Origin of the sequence: Cetobacterium somerae ATCC BAA-474, from assembly GCF_000479045.1 — a bacterium.
Classification (GTDB): domain Bacteria; phylum Fusobacteriota; class Fusobacteriia; order Fusobacteriales; family Fusobacteriaceae; genus Cetobacterium_A; species Cetobacterium_A somerae.
This window is the reverse complement of sequence record NZ_KI518192.1, coordinates 11,771-28,182: the sequence shown is the minus strand read 5'-3', so window position 1 is coordinate 28,182 and position 16,412 is coordinate 11,771. Positions and strand designations below refer to the sequence as shown.

At 29.4% G+C, this 16,412-nt stretch carries 19 protein-coding genes; all 19 read right to left on the bottom strand.

All coding sequences use genetic code 11. The features are described 5' to 3' along the window. Positions 1 to 101: 101 nt before the first annotated feature. Positions 102 to 1,166, bottom strand: a complete 1,065-nt coding sequence (locus HMPREF0202_RS10920; RefSeq protein ID WP_023050843.1) for a M24 family metallopeptidase — start codon at positions 1,164 to 1,166, stop codon at positions 102 to 104. A 12-nt stretch (positions 1,167 to 1,178) separates the two neighbouring features. Next, complete coding sequence (mnmA, locus tag HMPREF0202_RS10915) at positions 1,179 to 2,222, bottom strand: tRNA 2-thiouridine(34) synthase MnmA (RefSeq protein ID WP_023050842.1); 1,044 nt, start codon at positions 2,220 to 2,222, stop codon at positions 1,179 to 1,181. An 8-nt stretch (positions 2,223 to 2,230) separates the two neighbouring features. Continuing rightward, on the bottom strand, positions 2,231 to 2,938 hold the full coding sequence (locus tag HMPREF0202_RS10910; protein WP_023050841.1) for a biotin--[acetyl-CoA-carboxylase] ligase: 708 nt from the start codon (positions 2,936 to 2,938) through the stop codon (positions 2,231 to 2,233). A gap of 47 nt (positions 2,939 to 2,985) precedes the next feature. Continuing rightward, a complete protein-coding gene (gene galE / locus HMPREF0202_RS10905; protein ID WP_023050840.1) occupies positions 2,986 to 3,975 on the bottom strand; it encodes a UDP-glucose 4-epimerase GalE in 990 nt (329 codons plus the stop codon). 150 nt (positions 3,976 to 4,125) lie between these two features. Beyond that, on the bottom strand, positions 4,126 to 6,642 hold the full coding sequence (locus HMPREF0202_RS10900; RefSeq protein WP_023050839.1) for a DegV family EDD domain-containing protein: 2,517 nt from the start codon (positions 6,640 to 6,642) through the stop codon (positions 4,126 to 4,128). Positions 6,643 to 6,657: 15 nt separating this feature from the next. After that, positions 6,658 to 7,206, bottom strand: a complete 549-nt coding sequence (locus HMPREF0202_RS10895) for a helix-turn-helix domain-containing protein (RefSeq protein ID WP_023050838.1) — start codon at positions 7,204 to 7,206, stop codon at positions 6,658 to 6,660. Between the two features lie 3 nt (positions 7,207 to 7,209). Then, positions 7,210 to 8,415, bottom strand: coding sequence for a CinA family nicotinamide mononucleotide deamidase-related protein (locus HMPREF0202_RS10890; RefSeq protein ID WP_023050837.1), 1,206 nt, complete (start codon positions 8,413 to 8,415; stop codon positions 7,210 to 7,212). 12 nt (positions 8,416 to 8,427) lie between these two features. Continuing rightward, positions 8,428 to 8,925, bottom strand: coding sequence for a phosphatidylglycerophosphatase A family protein (locus HMPREF0202_RS10885; RefSeq protein WP_023050836.1), 498 nt, complete (start codon positions 8,923 to 8,925; stop codon positions 8,428 to 8,430). Beyond that, complete coding sequence (locus tag HMPREF0202_RS10880; protein ID WP_023050835.1) at positions 8,925 to 11,075, bottom strand: peptidase U32 family protein; 2,151 nt, start codon at positions 11,073 to 11,075, stop codon at positions 8,925 to 8,927. The genes HMPREF0202_RS10885 and HMPREF0202_RS10880 overlap by 1 nt, the downstream gene beginning before the upstream one ends. Further along, entirely contained in the window at positions 11,072 to 11,668 is a 597-nt protein-coding gene (coaE, locus tag HMPREF0202_RS10875; protein ID WP_040407305.1) for a dephospho-CoA kinase, read from the bottom strand. The genes HMPREF0202_RS10880 and coaE overlap by 4 nt, the downstream gene beginning before the upstream one ends. A 105-nt stretch (positions 11,669 to 11,773) precedes the next feature. Continuing rightward, a complete protein-coding gene (locus HMPREF0202_RS10870) occupies positions 11,774 to 11,974 on the bottom strand; it encodes a cold-shock protein (RefSeq protein WP_023050833.1) in 201 nt (66 codons plus the stop codon). 233 nt (positions 11,975 to 12,207) lie between these two features. Then, entirely contained in the window at positions 12,208 to 12,558 is a 351-nt protein-coding gene (gene rplQ, locus HMPREF0202_RS10865; protein WP_023050832.1) for a 50S ribosomal protein L17, read from the bottom strand. A gap of 24 nt (positions 12,559 to 12,582) precedes the next feature. Beyond that, positions 12,583 to 13,560: a DNA-directed RNA polymerase subunit alpha gene (locus HMPREF0202_RS10860; RefSeq protein WP_023050831.1), complete on the bottom strand. Its 978-nt coding sequence runs from the start codon at positions 13,558 to 13,560 to the stop codon at positions 12,583 to 12,585. 26 nt (positions 13,561 to 13,586) lie between these two features. Beyond that, a complete protein-coding gene (rpsD, locus tag HMPREF0202_RS10855; protein WP_023050830.1) occupies positions 13,587 to 14,174 on the bottom strand; it encodes a 30S ribosomal protein S4 in 588 nt (195 codons plus the stop codon). Positions 14,175 to 14,235: 61 nt separating this feature from the next. After that, positions 14,236 to 14,625, bottom strand: coding sequence for a 30S ribosomal protein S11 (gene rpsK, locus HMPREF0202_RS10850; RefSeq protein WP_023050829.1), 390 nt, complete (start codon positions 14,623 to 14,625; stop codon positions 14,236 to 14,238). Between the two features lie 56 nt (positions 14,626 to 14,681). Beyond that, on the bottom strand, positions 14,682 to 15,038 hold the full coding sequence (rpsM, locus tag HMPREF0202_RS10845) for a 30S ribosomal protein S13 (RefSeq protein ID WP_023050828.1): 357 nt from the start codon (positions 15,036 to 15,038) through the stop codon (positions 14,682 to 14,684). 154 nt (positions 15,039 to 15,192) lie between these two features. Next, on the bottom strand, positions 15,193 to 15,306 hold the full coding sequence (gene rpmJ / locus HMPREF0202_RS10840) for a 50S ribosomal protein L36 (protein ID WP_040407302.1): 114 nt from the start codon (positions 15,304 to 15,306) through the stop codon (positions 15,193 to 15,195). Between the two features lie 28 nt (positions 15,307 to 15,334). After that, complete coding sequence (infA, locus tag HMPREF0202_RS10835) at positions 15,335 to 15,553, bottom strand: translation initiation factor IF-1 (protein WP_040407300.1); 219 nt, start codon at positions 15,551 to 15,553, stop codon at positions 15,335 to 15,337. Between the two features lie 91 nt (positions 15,554 to 15,644). Continuing rightward, positions 15,645 to 16,412 (bottom strand): type I methionyl aminopeptidase, encoded by a 768-nt coding sequence (map, locus tag HMPREF0202_RS10830; RefSeq protein ID WP_023050826.1) that lies wholly within the window; start codon positions 16,410 to 16,412, stop codon positions 15,645 to 15,647.

Here is a 16,412-nt window from a genome sequence, read left to right as displayed (position 1 = left end):
ACAAGATTAATTTTATATATTTTTTATAAAAAAAATATATATTGTTCTGCAATTAGTACTTTTTACGAACATTTTTTGTATTTTTTACATTATTTTATACATTATTTAATTTTTTTAAATGATTTATCCAATGAAGTTAAAATTTCATAAGAATCTTTTTTTACTAAAATATCATCTTCGATTCTTACTCCTCCAAAATTTGGAAGATAAATTCCAGGCTCAATTGTTATTACCATTCCCTCTTTTAATATTTTATTCTCTGCCTTAAAAGAAACTCCTGGATATTCGTGAATTTGAAGTCCAATACCATGTCCTAATCCATGACCAAAATATTCACCATACCCTTTTTCTTTAATAAAATCTCTAGCTACTGCATCTAATTCATGAACTGAAATTCCTGCTCTAACCTCTTTTATTGCTTTTTCATTTGCTTGTTTTACAATTTCATATATCTCTAAATGTTTTTCTGAGGGATTATCTCCTACATAAAATGTTCTTGTTATATCTGAAGCATATCCTTTGTAAAAACAACCATAATCTATTGTCAAAAAACCTTCCTCTATTTTTTTATCACTAGCTACTCCATGAGGTAAAGCTGATCTTTCATTAGATGCTACAATAAGATCAAAAGATGGCTTTGAAGCTCCTAATTTTCTCATTTGATATTCTAGCTCTGCTGCAATATCACTCTCTTTTACTCCAATTTTAATTTTAGGAATTGTTAATTCTAAAGCTTTTTCTGCAATTTCCACAGATTTTTTTATTATTTCTATCTCTTTTTCTGACTTGATTTCTCTTATCTTTGTAAAATTATCATCTAAATATACATATTCTAAACTTGTAAAATTGCTTTCAAAAAGTTTAAATTGATCTAGCGTTACATTTTGATTTTCAATCCCTAATTTTTCAACTTTAAGTTCTTTTAATATCTCTCCAACTTTTTTTAATGTAGATATATTTTCACAAATTAATTCATAACCATTTTTTTCTACTTGTTCCTTCCCCTGAGCTACGTATCTAAAATCAGTTATAAAAAATTTCTTATCTCCTGCTACTAATGCTACTCCTGTTGTTCCTGTAAAACCTGTAAAATATCTCACATTAAGCATATTAGTAATTAAAACCGCATCAACATTTTTTTCTTTCATTAACTTTTCTAAATTCATTAAATTACCCCCTTAAAATATTATTTTTCCTCCACCTACTACTAAGTCATCACTATATATTACTAAATGCTGTCCTTTTGCATTTTGTGGATTTTCATTTTCATATTCAAAATATATTTTTTCGTTTTCTTTAATTACTTTACCATAAAAACCTTGGCTTGAAAACCTTGGCTTTGCTAAAACCCTCATTGATTTTAATTCATCAAAAGAAATATGGGTTTTAAAGTTTTCTAATTCTACTCTTTTTTTATATAACTCTGAATAATCACCTAAAATTATTTCATTTGTTTCTGGTAAAATATCGACAATAAAATATATTTTAGAAAATAAGACTCCTAGTCCTCTTCTTTGGCCGATTGTATATAACTGATATCCTTGGTGTTGACCTAAAATCTTTCCAGTTTTATCTAAATAGTTTCCAGGCTTAATCTTGTCACCTAACATTTTTTTTAAAAACTCTAGATATCCCTCTTTTGCAAAACATATACCTTGACTATCTTTCTTATCAAAAACTTTTACTCCATATTCTTTAGCTTTTTCTCTGACAATAGTTTTTTCATATTTAGCTAAAGGAAATATCATTCTTTCTATTATTTCCGGCTCTATTCTATACAACATATAACCTTGATCTTTTCTTACATCCTTTGGTTTTTTAAACAGATTTCTTTTAAATCTATTTTCTTTACTTATCTCACAATAGTGACCCGTTGCTATATAATACGCCTCTTTTAAATTAGCAATCTCTATTAATTTTTTTATTTTTATTATCTCATCACAAACTACGCAAGGTGATGGTGTCATCCCTTTTGAATATTCATCTATAAAATACTTTACAATTTTTTCATTAAACTCATCTACAATATCTAAAACTATATGCTCTATATTCAACTCTTTTCCAAGAGATATTGCATCTTTTAAATCTTGAGACTCTCTTTGCTCATTGCTAACTACTAAAGTAACTCCTATTACTTCAAAACCATTCTCTTTTAACATACATGCTGAAGTTGATGAATCTACTCCACCACTCAGTCCTAAAACTATTCTTTTCTTATTCATATTTTCCTCTATTTTTTTGATATGTGAATTGATCCAATATTATATTTTTTTATTTCGTCTCCTATAAATACTTCTAACATTCCATCTTCTAAAATATCTCCTGCTATTCCACTTTCTTCTTTATCAAATGTAACAATATTTATTCTCTTACCATATAGATAGTTAACTTTATTAATTTTTTCTAATATCTCTTTCCATTTTCCTTTTTTAAACTCTTGAAAATTATTATAAAAATCTTCAACAACAGTAGCTATAACTTTCTCTAAATCATATGTTTTACCTGTTTTTTCTCTCAATGATATTGCAATACTTTTAGCTTCTTCTAAATTTAAATTATTTATATTTAAACCTATTCCAATAATATAGTTATCTCTTATTTTCTCTACTAAAATTCCACTTATTTTTTTTTCATCTAAATATAAATCATTCGTCCATTTAAACTTATAATCTAAATTTTCTATTTTTTTTAATGAATATAAAAGAGAGTATCCTATTAAAATAGATAATTTCATATACTCCTCTTCCGGTATTTCTATATCATGTTTTAACACAAATGAAAACAATGCGGCTCCTTCTGTAGAAACCCACTTATTTCCTCTTCTTCCTCTTCCCAATGTTTGAACTTTTGCTATTGCTAAATCTCCTTCTATTACATCTTCCTTTTCTCTTAAAAACTTATTTGTAGAATCTATCTCATCAAATTTATATATTCTCATACTTTCTCCTTATAAAGAAAAAATTAGGCAGAATTCTGCCTAATTTTTTAGTCGTTATATCCCTCAGGATTTTCTTTATGCCACTTCCAAGCTGTTTCTATTATTGAATCTAACGATGCATACTTAGGTTTCCATTTTAACTCTTTCATTGCTTTCTCTGAGCTAGCAACTAACTTTGCTGGATCTCCTGCTCTTCTTGGAGATACCTCTGCTGGTATTGGATGCTTTGTTACTTTTCTTGCTACATCTATAACTTGCTTAACTGAGAATCCCTCTCCATTACCTAAATTATAAACTGTACTTTCTCCACCATTTTTTAATCTATCTAAAGCTAGTATATGTGCATCTACTAGATCCATTACATGAACATAATCTCTTATACATGTTCCATCTTCTGTTGGATAATCGTCTCCATATATACCTATTTTTTCTCTCTTTCCTAATGCTACTTGTAATATTATTGGAATAAGATGAGTTTCTGGACTATGATCCTCTCCAATTTCTCCTGTTGGATAAGCTCCCGCTACATTAAAATATCTAAGAGCTGTGTATTTTATTCCATATGCGTAATCATACCATTTTAATAATTTTTCAACCATTAATTTACTCTCACCATAAGGATTTGTTGGCAAAGTTTCATCTGTTTCTAAAATTGGTATATTTTTAGGTTCACCATATGTTGCTGCTGTCGATGAAAATACAATATTCTTCACATTGTATTCTTTCATTGTATTTAATAAGTTCATTGACCCAACTACATTATTTTCGAAATATTTAGCCGGATTTGTCATACTTTCTCCTACTAAAGAGTCAGCTGCAAAGTGTATAACTCCCTCTATTTTATTCTCTTTAAAAACTTTTTTTAAAAACTCTACATCTCTTAAGTCTCCTAAAGCTAATTTTATATTCTCTGGAATAGCTTCCACATGCCCTGTTTGCATATTATCTAAAACAATTACCTCTCTTTTTGCTTCTAATAAAGCCTTTACTGCATGACTTCCAATGTATCCAGCTCCACCACAAACTAATATTGCCATCTTTATCCTCCTATGGTTTTTTCTTTATTATATTTGCTTTTTAATGTCCAGTCAATCCTTTTAAAACTCTTTATGCTGTATCTTATTTAATTTATTTAAAAAAGATTACATTTGTAAAAATAGCTAGATTATAAATCTAGCTATTTTTTACTATCTTATTTTATTTAAAATTCCCATTCCATATACAGGTCCTGTATGCGAAGCTATAGTTGCTCCTATCTCCATTCTACCTCTATAATCCAATTTTTTTGTTTTTTCTGCAATGCTTCTCAATTGGTCTGCAGCCTCTAATTCACTACGAGTTCCACCCCAACCAGTATACATTATTATTGAATTTTTTTCATTTTTAATTAGTTTTTCCATATATGATAAAGCTCCTCTTTCTCCAAGAGCCTTCGCTTCAATACATACTTCTCCATTTTCTAATTTTAAAACTGGTTTAATTTTTAAGAATCCACCAATTACTGACGATGCTCTTCCTATTCTTCCACCTTTTTCTAAATATGAAAGTTCTTTTACAACAAAATAAACTTTCATTTTACTTTTTGTTTCGTCAATCCATTCTATTATCTCATCGAATGACTTTCCTTCTTTTACCATTTTTGCTGCTTCTAAAACTATATGTGCTAAAGCAAATGTTACTACTTTAGAATCTACTATAGCAATATCATCCTCTTTATTTAGCATTCCTCTTGCTACTCTAGCAGCTTGTTGAGTTCCGCTTAATTTACTTGAAATATGAATTGAAATTATTTTTTTATAACCTTTTTCAAGTAACTTTTCATAAAGTTCTTTAAATTCAGCTGGTGATGGTTGAGATGTTTTTGGAACTATATTTTCTTTTAATAATTGTTTCCAAAACTCTCCTTTAGAAATATCTACACCATCTCTATAATATGTATCTCCTGCTAACTTTATTTTTAACGGGATTATGTCCACATCTAAGCCTTTTATCATATCTGGTGTTAAATCTGACGTAGAATCTGTTACAATGGCAATTTCAGGCAATTCAGGGTTTCTATTTGTTATATATATATAGTATGGATAATTTTCCTGTCCTATTACTAAATCTGAATACTTAACTGTAGATTTTATTCCTTTAAGAATTTTATTTGCTTCCTCAGTAGAACCTTTTCCAATACATGCAAATATATTTAATGTTTCACTATTTACACATTCTTTATATGTATTTTCTATAATTTCCTCTAATGTAGCTGCTCTTAATTTTATTTTTCCATTAATTAATGCTATATAATCTCCTTGAGATATCAATAAATCATCAACTTTTGTGTCTCTAACTGCTTGTGTTATCTCAATAGAAGTATTAAATGGAAGTTGCTTTAAGATTTCGTCCATTCCAAAATCTTTATTTTTTACAACGTACTCTCCTTCTAACATTGTTTTAGTTTCTAAAACAGTAACCTCTTTAGAAGATCTTTCTGCTGCCATTTTAGCAGATGATATGATATTTTTATTATTTGGTAAAATAACTATCTTATCAGCTTTTATTTTATTAATTCCTTCTTCTATATCAGCAACACTAGGATTTTGTGTTTGCCCTCCTATTAATACAGCTGTAGCTCCATTATCTAAGAATAAATTACCTAATTCCATATTATCAACAATAGCAAAATATGCTATAGGTTTACTATTTTCATTTTGAACTAGAACTTTACCTTTTTTATCAAGTTTATACTGTTCAGCATCTGCTAAAAGCATATTTTTATGTTGAATCTCCATATTGTCGATTTTTATATTTGATAAATTACCTAATTTACCAGCTATCTCTAAAACTGCTCCTGGATTATTTGTATGTATATGAGTCTTTGTTTTCTTTGACGTTTGAGCACATACCATAGAATCTCCAAAATTTACTATTTTAGATTTATAGTCATCTAAATCAAAATCTCCAGACTCAATTACAAATTCTGTACAATATTTAAATTTTATATCTTCAAATACATGATTTCCAGAGTGTTCCATTATATCTTTTCTCTTAGCTTGAGATTGAACTATTCTCTCTAAGTCATGAAGCATTTCTGGATCTGTAATTGACTTTTCAAAACCTTCTAAAATATAGAATATTCCCTGTCCTCCAGCATCTACTACACCAGCCTCTTTTAATTTTGGTAATTGATTTGGTGTCTCTTCTACAGCTTCTTTTGCTGCCTCTTTTAAGTAAACTAAAAATGGAATAAAGTCATCTGATGGACCATTATAGATCTCAGCTTCTTCAGCTACTCTTCTTATAACAGTTAGCATTGTTCCTTCTACAGGTTCACTTACAGCTTTATATGCCTTCTCTTTAGCTAATCTAAAAGCTATCTTTACATCATCTACTGTAACTTCCTCTTTAGTTCTAACTCCTTCTAAAAATCCTTGAATAATTTGAGATAAAATTGTTCCAGAATTTCCTCTTGCTCCTAAAAGAATTGCTTCTGAAACTATATCAGCTAATTCTTCCATATCTGGCTCATGATTTAACTTTATTAATTCATTTTCAACTGCTTGTAATGTCATAGACATGTTTGTTCCTGTATCTCCATCTGGTACTGGATATACATTTAAATCGTTTAAAACATCTGAATATTTTGATAACCATCTACTTGCAGCTATTAATAACTTTGTTAGCCTAGTAGAGTTTAATACCTTTACTTCTATATTCATTATTTTCCTCCATTTTTAGAATGTTGGTGGATTTACCACCCAAAGAGCTCTAGCTCTTTTATCTGAATTATTTTTAAATCTATGTTTTTGACTAGATTTAAAATAGAAACTATCTCCTTCATGTAAACTATGAACTGTTTCTTCTATATATATATCTAAACTTCCTTCAAGAATAAATATAAACTCTTCTCCATGGTGAGTATAGTAACTTCTTCCACTTTCACCACCAGGACCAATCTCATATAAAATTGGCTCCATACTTTTCTCTATATTTGATGATGTTAATAAAGAAATTGTTGTATTTGAATCAACACTTTCTACATATTTTCTTTCTTTTGCTCTAATTAAATCTGAATTTTTCTTTACTTCTTCATCCTCAATCAGATAACTAACTCTTACATCTAATGAATTTGCTATTTTTTTTAAGTTCTCAATTGAAGGAGATGCTTTTCCTTGCTCTATTTGTGATAAAAAACTAGCTGATAAATCAACCATTGTTGCTAACTCTCTTAATGATAATGATTTTTCATTTCTACTTTTTTTTATTCTCTCTCCTATACTCACTTTTTATTCATCCTCCTCTAAGATTTTATATAGTTCAAATAGACTATGGAGAACTGCTTTTTTTCTTATCTTTTCCCTATCCCCTGTGAAATTGAATTTAAAGCTTACTATCTTTTCTTTAACTTTAACTCCAATATAAACTAATCCTACAGGTTTTTCCTGAGTTCCACCACCAGGACCTGCAACTCCTGTTGTAGAAATTCCTACATCGGTTGTTAATCCATTCACCATTTTTTCTGCTACTTCTTTACTAACAGCTCCATATTTTTCTATTAAATTTTTGTCTACTTTTAATCGACTTACCTTTGATTCGTTACTATATGTTATTATTCCCTCTTGAAAATATTCTGATATTCCTGGTATTGTAACAAACGTTGAAGATAACATTCCTCCTGTACAAGATTCTGCTACAGAAAGTGAATAATTTTTCTTTTTTAAAATATTAAAAATTTTATCTTCAATTTTTTCTTTATCTTCGCCTAATATATATTTTCCTATACTATTATATATCTTTTCCTTGATTTTTTCCACTGTGATTTTATGTCTATTTGATGTTTGCATCCTAACTATTATACCATAATCCTTAACTAAAAACTCATACTCTATATTAGGATCTATGAAATACTCTTTAATCTTCTCTTCCAGTATTGATTCTGGAATTCCAGAAACTATTATATCTTTAATATAAATTGGATCTAAATCAACACAAAATTTTTCTGTATAAAATTTTAAAAATTTTGGAAACATATTATATAATTCTCTAGGTACTCCTGGGAATGCTGCAATTCCATCAATGTAAAATGCTGGTGCCATCCCTACATCATTTTTTATTGAAATTGCTCCTTCTGGCTTTTCAACCTCTTTATGATTTTTATCTAAAAACTGGATATTTAATTTTTTAAATTTTTCTTTTAACTCTTCCAATTCTCCATCATCTATTATAAATTTTTTATTTAAAAATTTTCTTATTGCCTCTTTAGTTAAATCATCATCTGTTGCACCTAATCCTCCAGATAATATCACTAAATCACTTGTTTGTTTAGCAAATACTAAAGCCTTTTCTATTTTTTCTAATGAATCTCCTACCGTTAATTTAAAATCAATTTTTATTCCAACTTTATTTAATTCTTCAGCCATAAATACACTATTTGTATCTAAAGTTGCTCCATTTAAAAGTTCTGTTCCAACTAATATTAAAGTACATCTCATTTTATCTACCTCTTAGAAAAATATTGTCCATATACAAACCATTAAAAAATTCCCAATAACTCCAGCTAAAAAGTCATCTAAAACAACTCCAACTCCATTTCCAAAAAATTGCGATTTATAAATAGGACCTATTTTAGTTATATCAAAAAATCTAAAGATTACAAATCCTATTATTATAGCCATAATAGTTTGAAATATACCAACTGGATTTATTAAAAAAAGTGTCGTCAAAAATCCTAATACCTCATCTATTACAACTTTTTGGGGATCTTTCTCTTTAAAAATTTCTCTTTCTGCTATATCGCAAATATAAACAGAAATTGCAAAGAATGTCATTAAAAACATAAAGTAAAACGAGTTATAAATCATATTATTTGGAAATATTTTTTTTAAAAGTACCAATCCTACATATATTGGAATTCCTCCTAGAGTTCCAAAAGTTCCTGGAGCTACTGGCATCTCTCCTAAACCAAATACTGTTGCTAAATTTTTAACTACTTTTCTATTCATTAAAACACTCCTTTTTCATAGTTATAAGGTTTATACATTCCCTTTCCATCTAGAATATCTTTTATCTCCTCAGGTGTTTCAGTTGTAAACTCTAAAACTAGTTCAGAGATTCCAATTTTTTCTAAATATTTTCTATCTTTAAGTATATTTAATGGCTTTTCTAAATAAATCTCACTATTTCCTATACTATTTTTTATTATTGTAAACTTATCTCCTTGCTCATTTTCTATAACCTTTACTTCTTCATCTCCTAAAGATAACTCTGTATACATAGCTCTTGGTCTTCCATATGCTAATATAGCTTTTTTTATTTTTGTTTCTCCCATCTCTTCTAATCTTCTATAACTAATTTCAGGAGAAACTATAATTGTGTCTATTTTCTCTATATTAGAGAAGTGGTCAAAGGCATAACGATTTGATATATTTAAATTCCATCCCAGTGTTATTTGTGTATTTTTATTTTCTAAAGCTTGGTATAAATTACTTGCCATTTTATTTGATAAATCTATTTTTTCTAAATTTTCTTCTCTTGCTACATCATACCCTTTAAAATATATCTTATCTATTCCGTAAGAAATTAAAATATTTTTTTGTTCATCTGTTGAAACTATTGCTGATAATATACTACTTTTTTCACTAACCTCTTTTTTAGATAATTTTACTAACTCATTACAGCTTTCTTTCCTATAACTTAATATTAACTTTTCTAGAAGAAGTTTTACCGCATCTCTTTTTAATTGTTTTAACGTAGAAATTGGTAAAAATATATTCTCATCTATTTCAATATTTTTTATAAATCCAACAAATGTTGTATCACCTATCTCTAATAACTTCTCACTTATAACATCCTGTGATGTACCTTTATTTTTAGCTTTTTCTATTGTCTCTTCGCTTTCTAATGATACTTTTATTAGTTCAAATCTATTATTTAATGTTGAAACTATTACTTTAGCTCTCTCTCCAATTTTACCTTTGAATTCTATATCTATAACATGTTTTTTATCTGTTGTTTTCATTTTTGATTCAATTAAATCACTAATTTCTTTAGAGTAATTTCTATATATATACTTTGTTTCTTTTGGAATATCTCTTAATATTAAAGTTTCTCCAATGTTAGCTTCTCTTTTACTTCTCTCAAATCTAGTATCTATTTTATTTATATAAGTTCCACCAATTTTTTCATAATCTTTGGATAAAAAAGTTATTCCATCTCCTAAGATTATTTTTTCTTTCAATTTTAATTCTTTTCCATTAAATTCTCCTAGATTTTTTCCTAAATGGCTGGCAAAACTTTTATTCATTATATCTTTTCTATCTTTATAAAAATACCCAGTACTATAACCTCTATTAAATATTTGTGAACTTTTTTCTTCAATGTTATTTCCATCAATTAACTCTTTATAATAATTAACTGTTTGAAATACATAATTAGGTTCTTTCATTCTTCCTTCTAACTTAATACTATCTATCCCAATCTCTTTTAATTTTTGAATTTCATCGTATCCATATAACTGATCTTTTGGGCTTAAAGTATACCCTTCATCATTTCCATCAGAAGTATATTTTTTTCTACAAGGTTGTGCACACATTCCTCTATTTCCACTACGTCCACCTATAAAACTGCTCATATAGCAATTCCCTGAATAAGATATGCATAATGCTCCTGAAACAAATATCTCTAACTCAATATCACTTTTTTCTCTTATTTCTTTTATCTCTTCAAAAGTTAACTCTCTAGGTAAAACAACTCTTTCAAAACCAATAGATTTTAAATAATTTGCCTCTATATGATTTGCTACAGTCATTTGTGTACTTCCATGTAGCTCTAACCCAGGAAAATTAATTTTTATAAACTCTGCTAATCCAAAATCTTGAACAATAACTGCATCTAATCCATGTTTATATAGTTCTCTTAAATTTATAGCTATTGCTTCTATCTCAACATCCATCATTATAGTATTCAATGTTAAGAATACTTTTACTCCTCTTGCATGTGCATAATCTAATGCTTCTTTATACTCTTCTAAAGTCAAATTTACAGCGTTCCTTCTTGCACCAAAACCTTTTAATCCCATGTATATCTCGTCTGCACCTGCTTTTATAGCGGCGTGAAATCTTTCAATGCTTCCTGCTGGAGCAACTATTTTCATATTTTTCCTCTTTCTATATCTTTGATTATTTTTTCTATTTTTTGTTTTAACTCCTCTAAACTTCCATTATTTTCAATTAAAATATCTGCTTTTATATTTCTTTCTTCTCTAGACATTTGAGCAGCTATTATTTTATTTATTAGAGCAACGTCAATATTATCCCTATTTTTAATTCTTTCTATTTGGACCTTTAAATCTATATCTACAACTATTACCTTATCACAATATCTCTCTAAATTAACTTCAAACAATAATGGAACATCAAAAATTACAATCTCTTTTTTATCTTTAAATTCTAAATATTTTTTTTTATATATATCTACAACTCTAGGATGAACTATTCCATTTAATATATTTAATTTTTTTGAGTTATTAAAAACCTCTTTTTTTAATAATTCTTTATCTACAGAATTACTTTTTAAATTTATAAACTCTTTTCCGAGTTTTTCTTTTATTTCCTCTTTTACTTGTTCAGTTTCTAAAATGTCTTTAGCTATTAAATCAGCATCAAAAACTTTAATTCCCATAGATAAAAAGATTTTACTAACTGTAGATTTTCCACTTCCTATGCCACCAGTTAATCCTAATATCATTGCCATCTCCTTAAAATAGAATATACTATATTCTAACATATTTTCTGATTTTTTTTATAAAAAAAAGAGTGAAATGTTAATTTCACTCTTGGTTTCATATCTATATTAAGCTGCAGTTACTTCTTTAGCTATTGGTCCCTTGTTTCCTTCTTCTACGATAAATGAAACATTTTGACCCTCTTCTAAAGTTCTAAATCCATCCCCGATAATTCCAGTAAAGTGTACGAAATAATCTTTCCCCTCTTCACATGTTACAAAACCAAATCCTTTTTCTTTGTTAAACCATTTAACAGTTCCCTTTAACATCTTAACCTCCAAATAATATAAAAATATATATAAGTCCCCCTAGGCACTTTATGGATATATTATACATTAAACAATTCTAATTTGCAATACATTTTGTTTGTTTTTTGAAGAAAAAAAAGTTTTTGTATACAATAATTAAAATTTAGGACATTTTTTTTATTTTGTTTATTATTGTAGTATTCAAATAAAAAAAGGAGAACTACAATGTAGTTCTCCTTTCAAACGAATTAGAATTAAACTAATTCGATTATAGCCATCTCAGCAGAATCTCCCTTTCTTACAGAAGTTCTGATGATTCTTGTGTATCCACCGTTTCTCTCAGCGTACTTTGGTGCTAAATCATTAAATAACTTAGCTACAGCCTCTTCGCTTCTTAAGAAAGCGAAAGCTTGTCTTCTGTGCGCAAGAGTTCCTTTTTTACCAAGAGTAACCATTCTCTCAGCAAACTTTCTAAGCTCTTTTGCTCTAGTAACAGTAGTTTCTATTCTATCTGATAAAATTAGAGATATTGTTAAGTTCATTAACATAGCTTTTCTATGGTCAGCTCTTCTCCCTAACTTTCTATATGATTTATTGTGGTTCATTAGTCAGTTAGCCTCCTTATCTAATTATTCTACAGATCCATTTCCATTTAGATCGAACCCAAGTTCTTTCATCTTTTCAAGGATCTCATCTAGTGATTTTCTTCCTAGATTCTTTATTTTTAGAAGTTCGTTCATTGACATTCTTGCCAACTGTCCAACTTCCTCTATTCCAGCTTTCTTTAAACAGTTAAATGATCTAACTGTTAAATCTAGCTCTTCTATTCTTGTATTTAATACATCATCAGCCTTAGCAGTTGATGTAGGAGTTTCCTCCTCTTCCTCAAGATCTACTCTTAAGTGATCCATTCTATTCCCTAAGTCAAGGAACGGATCTAAATGATACTTTAGAAGCTCTATTGCATAAGAAATAGCATCTCTTATCTCAACACTTCCGTCTGTTTCTATGTTTAAAGTTAACTTATCGAAATCAGTCATTCTTCCAACCATTGTATCCTGAACTGAGTAAGATACTTTTCTGATTGGTGTATATATAGCATCAACTGCTATAAAATCTACAGCCCAATCTTTTTTCTCTATCTCTTCAGCAACAACAAATCCTTCACCAGTATCAACTATGAATTCCATATCGATCTCTCTATCTGTAGTTAATGTACAAATAATTTGATCTGGATTTACAATCTCTAATCCGATATCTGGTATTATATCAGCAGCTGTAACAGTCTTAGGTCCCTTTGCAGAAAGAGTCATTTTTCTTTCTCCAGCAGTTTCTGCCTTTATTACTACCTCTTTTACATTTAGCATTATTTCAGTTACAGCCTCTTTAACACCTTCCATAACTGAAAACTCGCTTAGTACTCCGTCGATTCTAACACCTTTAACGGCAGCACCAGGTATAGATGATAGTAAAACTCTTCTCAAAGCATTACCAATTGTATGTCCATATCCTCTATATAAAGGTTCTATAACATATTGACCAGAAAAGTCACTTGTTTTTAATTCGGTAATGTTAATACCCTTAGCATGTTTTTCTATTTTTAACATTTAATCAACTCCTGTCAAAGGATTTATTATCTTGAATAGAACTCAACTATTAAAGCTTCGTTTAAATCGAAATCTAAATCGTCTTTAGTTGGGTTCTGAAGAACTTTTCCTGCGAAGTTAGCTTTATCTAACTCTAACCATGCTGGAACTGTTTTCTCTTCTACTGCAGATTTGATTAACTCGATATTTTTTGAGTTCTCAATTACAGATACTACATCCCCTGCTTTTACTCTATAAGATGCGATGTTAACTCTTCTTCCGTTAACAGCAACGTGTCCGTGAGACACTATTTGTCTAGCTTGTCTTCTAGTTTTAGCGAATCCTAGTCTGTAAACTACGTTCTCTAATCTTCTCTCTAAATATTGGATTAAAGTTAAACCAGTAACTCCATCCTTTCTTGAAGCCTCATCATATAATTTTCTGAATTGCTTCTCCATTACATTGTATATAAATTTAGCTTTTTGCTTTTCGTTTAACTGAATTGCATACTCTGTAGGCTTTCTATTTGCATTTGGTCTTGGCCCTCTATTAGAAGATTTGTTAACTCCTAAAACAACTGGGTCGATTCCAAGAGCTCTACATTTCTTTAAAACAGGTTGTCTATTTCTTGCCATCTCTTTATTGTTCCTCCTTACACTTAATAAATTTCTACGATAATGAGCTTAGAAAAGTGTATTACACTCTTCTTCTTTTTGGTGGTCTACATCCGTTGTGTGGAACTGGAGTTACGTCAGTTATCTTTGTAACCTCTAATCCTGCTGCCTGTAGAGATCTTATACATGCTTCTCTACCTGATCCAGGTCCTTTCACTTTTACTTCAACCTTCTTCATTCCGTTTTCCATTGCAATATGAGCTGCTTGCTCTGCTGCGATTTGAGCTGCGAATGGAGTTCCTTTTTTAGTTCCCTTAAAACCAGAAGTTCCTCCTGATTTCCAGCTTACTACTTTACCTTCCACATCAGTAATTGCTACTATTGTGTTGTTGAAAGTTGAGTGTATATGAGCTACTCCGTTAGGAATATTTTTCAATTTCTTCTTGATTTTAGCTACTTTCTTCTTAGCCAATTTAGCTACCTCCTTACGATAAAATTCCGTTCTTATATACTACAATTAGCTTTAAACTATCTCTTTATAGGCTTTTTAGGTCCTTTTCTAGTTCTTGCATTTGTTTTTGACTTTTGTCCTCTTACTGGTAAGTTCATCTTGTGTCTTGAACCTCTGTAACATCTGATGTCCATAAGTCTCTTTATTGCAAGTCTGATCTCTTTTCTAAGATCTCCCTCTACCTTGATAGTTTCAACAATGGCTCTGATTTTGTTTAACTCTTCTTCAGTTAAATCCTTTACTCTAGTGTCAAAGTTTACTCCTGCTTCTGTTAATACTTTTTGTGAAGTTGGTTTTCCAATTCCGTAAACGTAAGTTAGAGCAATCTCTATTCTTTTGTTTCTAGGAATATCTACTCCTGCGATTCTAGCCAAAATTTTTCCTCCTCTTCCGAAAATTTTATATATCCGTCAGTATATTAACTGACTAAGACTTTCTTCGGTATGCCTCTTTCGAGTACTAGCTCTACAGCCTAACATACCTTTACAGTACTTCCCATGTCAGTACTAGTTTGCAAAACTTTTCAAGTTATCCTTGTACTTGTTTGTGCTTAGGGTTTTCACAGATTACTCTGATTTTCCCGTGTCTCTTGATAACTTTACATTTGTCACAAATAGGCTTAATTGATACTCTTACTTTCACTTAATTACCTCCTCTCGTGATCATAACTTTACTTTTTTCTGTATACTATTCTTCCCCTAGATAAATCATATGGAGAAATTTGTACCGTTACTTTGTCTCCAGGTAAAATTTTAATGTAATTCATTCTCATTTTACCAGAGATGTGCCCTAAAATTGTGTGTCCATTTTCTAATTCAACCTTAAACATCGCATTTGGAAGGGCCTCTAATATAGTTCCTTCTAATTCGATAACATCCTTTTTCGACATACTACCTCCTATCGAACAGAAATTCATATTATTTTAACATTTATTTTACAAAAAGTCTAGCTAATTTTTAACATTTTTATTGTTATTTTTATTAGTCTAACTCAGTTAAAACAACAGGTTTTCCATCTATTATGGCAACAGTGTGCTCGAAATGTGCTGAACGCTTCCCATCTCTTGTTACTACTGTCCATCCATCATTAGTTATATTCACTTTGTAAGTTCCAATGTTAACCATTGGTTCTATAGCTAAAACCATACCTTCCTCGATTTTTAACCCTCTACCTTTTCTACCAAAGTTTGGGATACAAGGATCTTCATGCATAGCTTTTCCTACTCCGTGCCCAGCAAAATCTTTAACTACAGTAAATCCATTTGATTCTACATATTTTTGGATTGCATTTCCTATATCACCAAGTCTATTTCCTGCAACTGCTTCTTCAATTCCAATTCTTCTCGCTTCTCTAGTAACATCAATTAATTTTTGTGATTCTTCATCAATTTCACCTACTGCATATGTTATTGCTGAATCTCCATAAAATCCATCTATTCTTGCTACTACATCAACACTTACAATATCTCCATTTTGAAGAATTTTGTCATTTTTTGGAACCCCATGAACTACCTCTTCATTTACAGAGATACAAGAACCTGCTGGATAAGGATTTATTGGTCCTCCAACACCTATTGTAGCTGGTTCTGCACCATTATCAATTAAATAATCTTCAATAATTTTATTTAATTCATATGTAGAAATTCCAGGTTTTATATATTTTGGTAGATATTCTGTATATAATCTTGCAATTAATTGACATGGTTTTTTTATTTTTTCTATTTCTTCTCTAGTTTTTATTATAACCAT

Excerpts from the sequence above, each read along its gene's own strand:
- HMPREF0202_RS10920 (WP_023050843.1), bottom strand. The coding sequence starts at position 1,166 with ATGAATTTAGAAAAGTTAATGAAAGAAAAAAATGTTGATGCGGTTTTA.
- mnmA (WP_023050842.1), bottom strand. The coding sequence starts at position 2,222 with ATGAATAAGAAAAGAATAGTTTTAGGACTGAGTGGTGGAGTAGATTCA.
- HMPREF0202_RS10910 (WP_023050841.1), bottom strand. The coding sequence starts at position 2,938 with ATGAGAATATATAAATTTGATGAGATAGATTCTACAAATAAGTTTTTA.
- galE (WP_023050840.1), bottom strand. The coding sequence starts at position 3,975 with ATGGCAATATTAGTTTGTGGTGGAGCTGGATACATTGGAAGTCATGCA.
- HMPREF0202_RS10900 (WP_023050839.1), bottom strand. The coding sequence starts at position 6,642 with ATGAATATAGAAGTAAAGGTATTAAACTCTACTAGGCTAACAAAGTTA.
- HMPREF0202_RS10890 (WP_023050837.1), bottom strand. The coding sequence starts at position 8,415 with ATGAGATGTACTTTAATATTAGTTGGAACAGAACTTTTAAATGGAGCA.
- HMPREF0202_RS10885 (WP_023050836.1), bottom strand. The coding sequence starts at position 8,925 with ATGAATAGAAAAGTAGTTAAAAATTTAGCAACAGTATTTGGTTTAGGA.
- HMPREF0202_RS10880 (WP_023050835.1), bottom strand. The coding sequence starts at position 11,075 with ATGAAAATAGTTGCTCCAGCAGGAAGCATTGAAAGATTTCACGCCGCT.
- coaE (WP_040407305.1), bottom strand. The coding sequence starts at position 11,668 with ATGATATTAGGATTAACTGGTGGCATAGGAAGTGGAAAATCTACAGTT.
- HMPREF0202_RS10870 (WP_023050833.1), bottom strand. The coding sequence starts at position 11,974 with ATGTTAAAGGGAACTGTTAAATGGTTTAACAAAGAAAAAGGATTTGGT.
- rplQ (WP_023050832.1), bottom strand. The coding sequence starts at position 12,558 with ATGAACCACAATAAATCATATAGAAAGTTAGGGAGAAGAGCTGACCAT.
- HMPREF0202_RS10860 (WP_023050831.1), bottom strand. The coding sequence starts at position 13,560 with ATGTTAAAAATAGAAAAACATGCTAAGGGTATTAACATTACCGAATTA.
- rpsD (WP_023050830.1), bottom strand. The coding sequence starts at position 14,174 with ATGGCAAGAAATAGACAACCTGTTTTAAAGAAATGTAGAGCTCTTGGA.
- infA (WP_040407300.1), bottom strand. The coding sequence starts at position 15,553 with ATGTCGAAAAAGGATGTTATCGAATTAGAAGGAACTATATTAGAGGCC.
- map (WP_023050826.1), bottom strand. The coding sequence starts at position 16,412 with ATGGTTATAATAAAAACTAGAGAAGAAATAGAAAAAATAAAAAAACCA.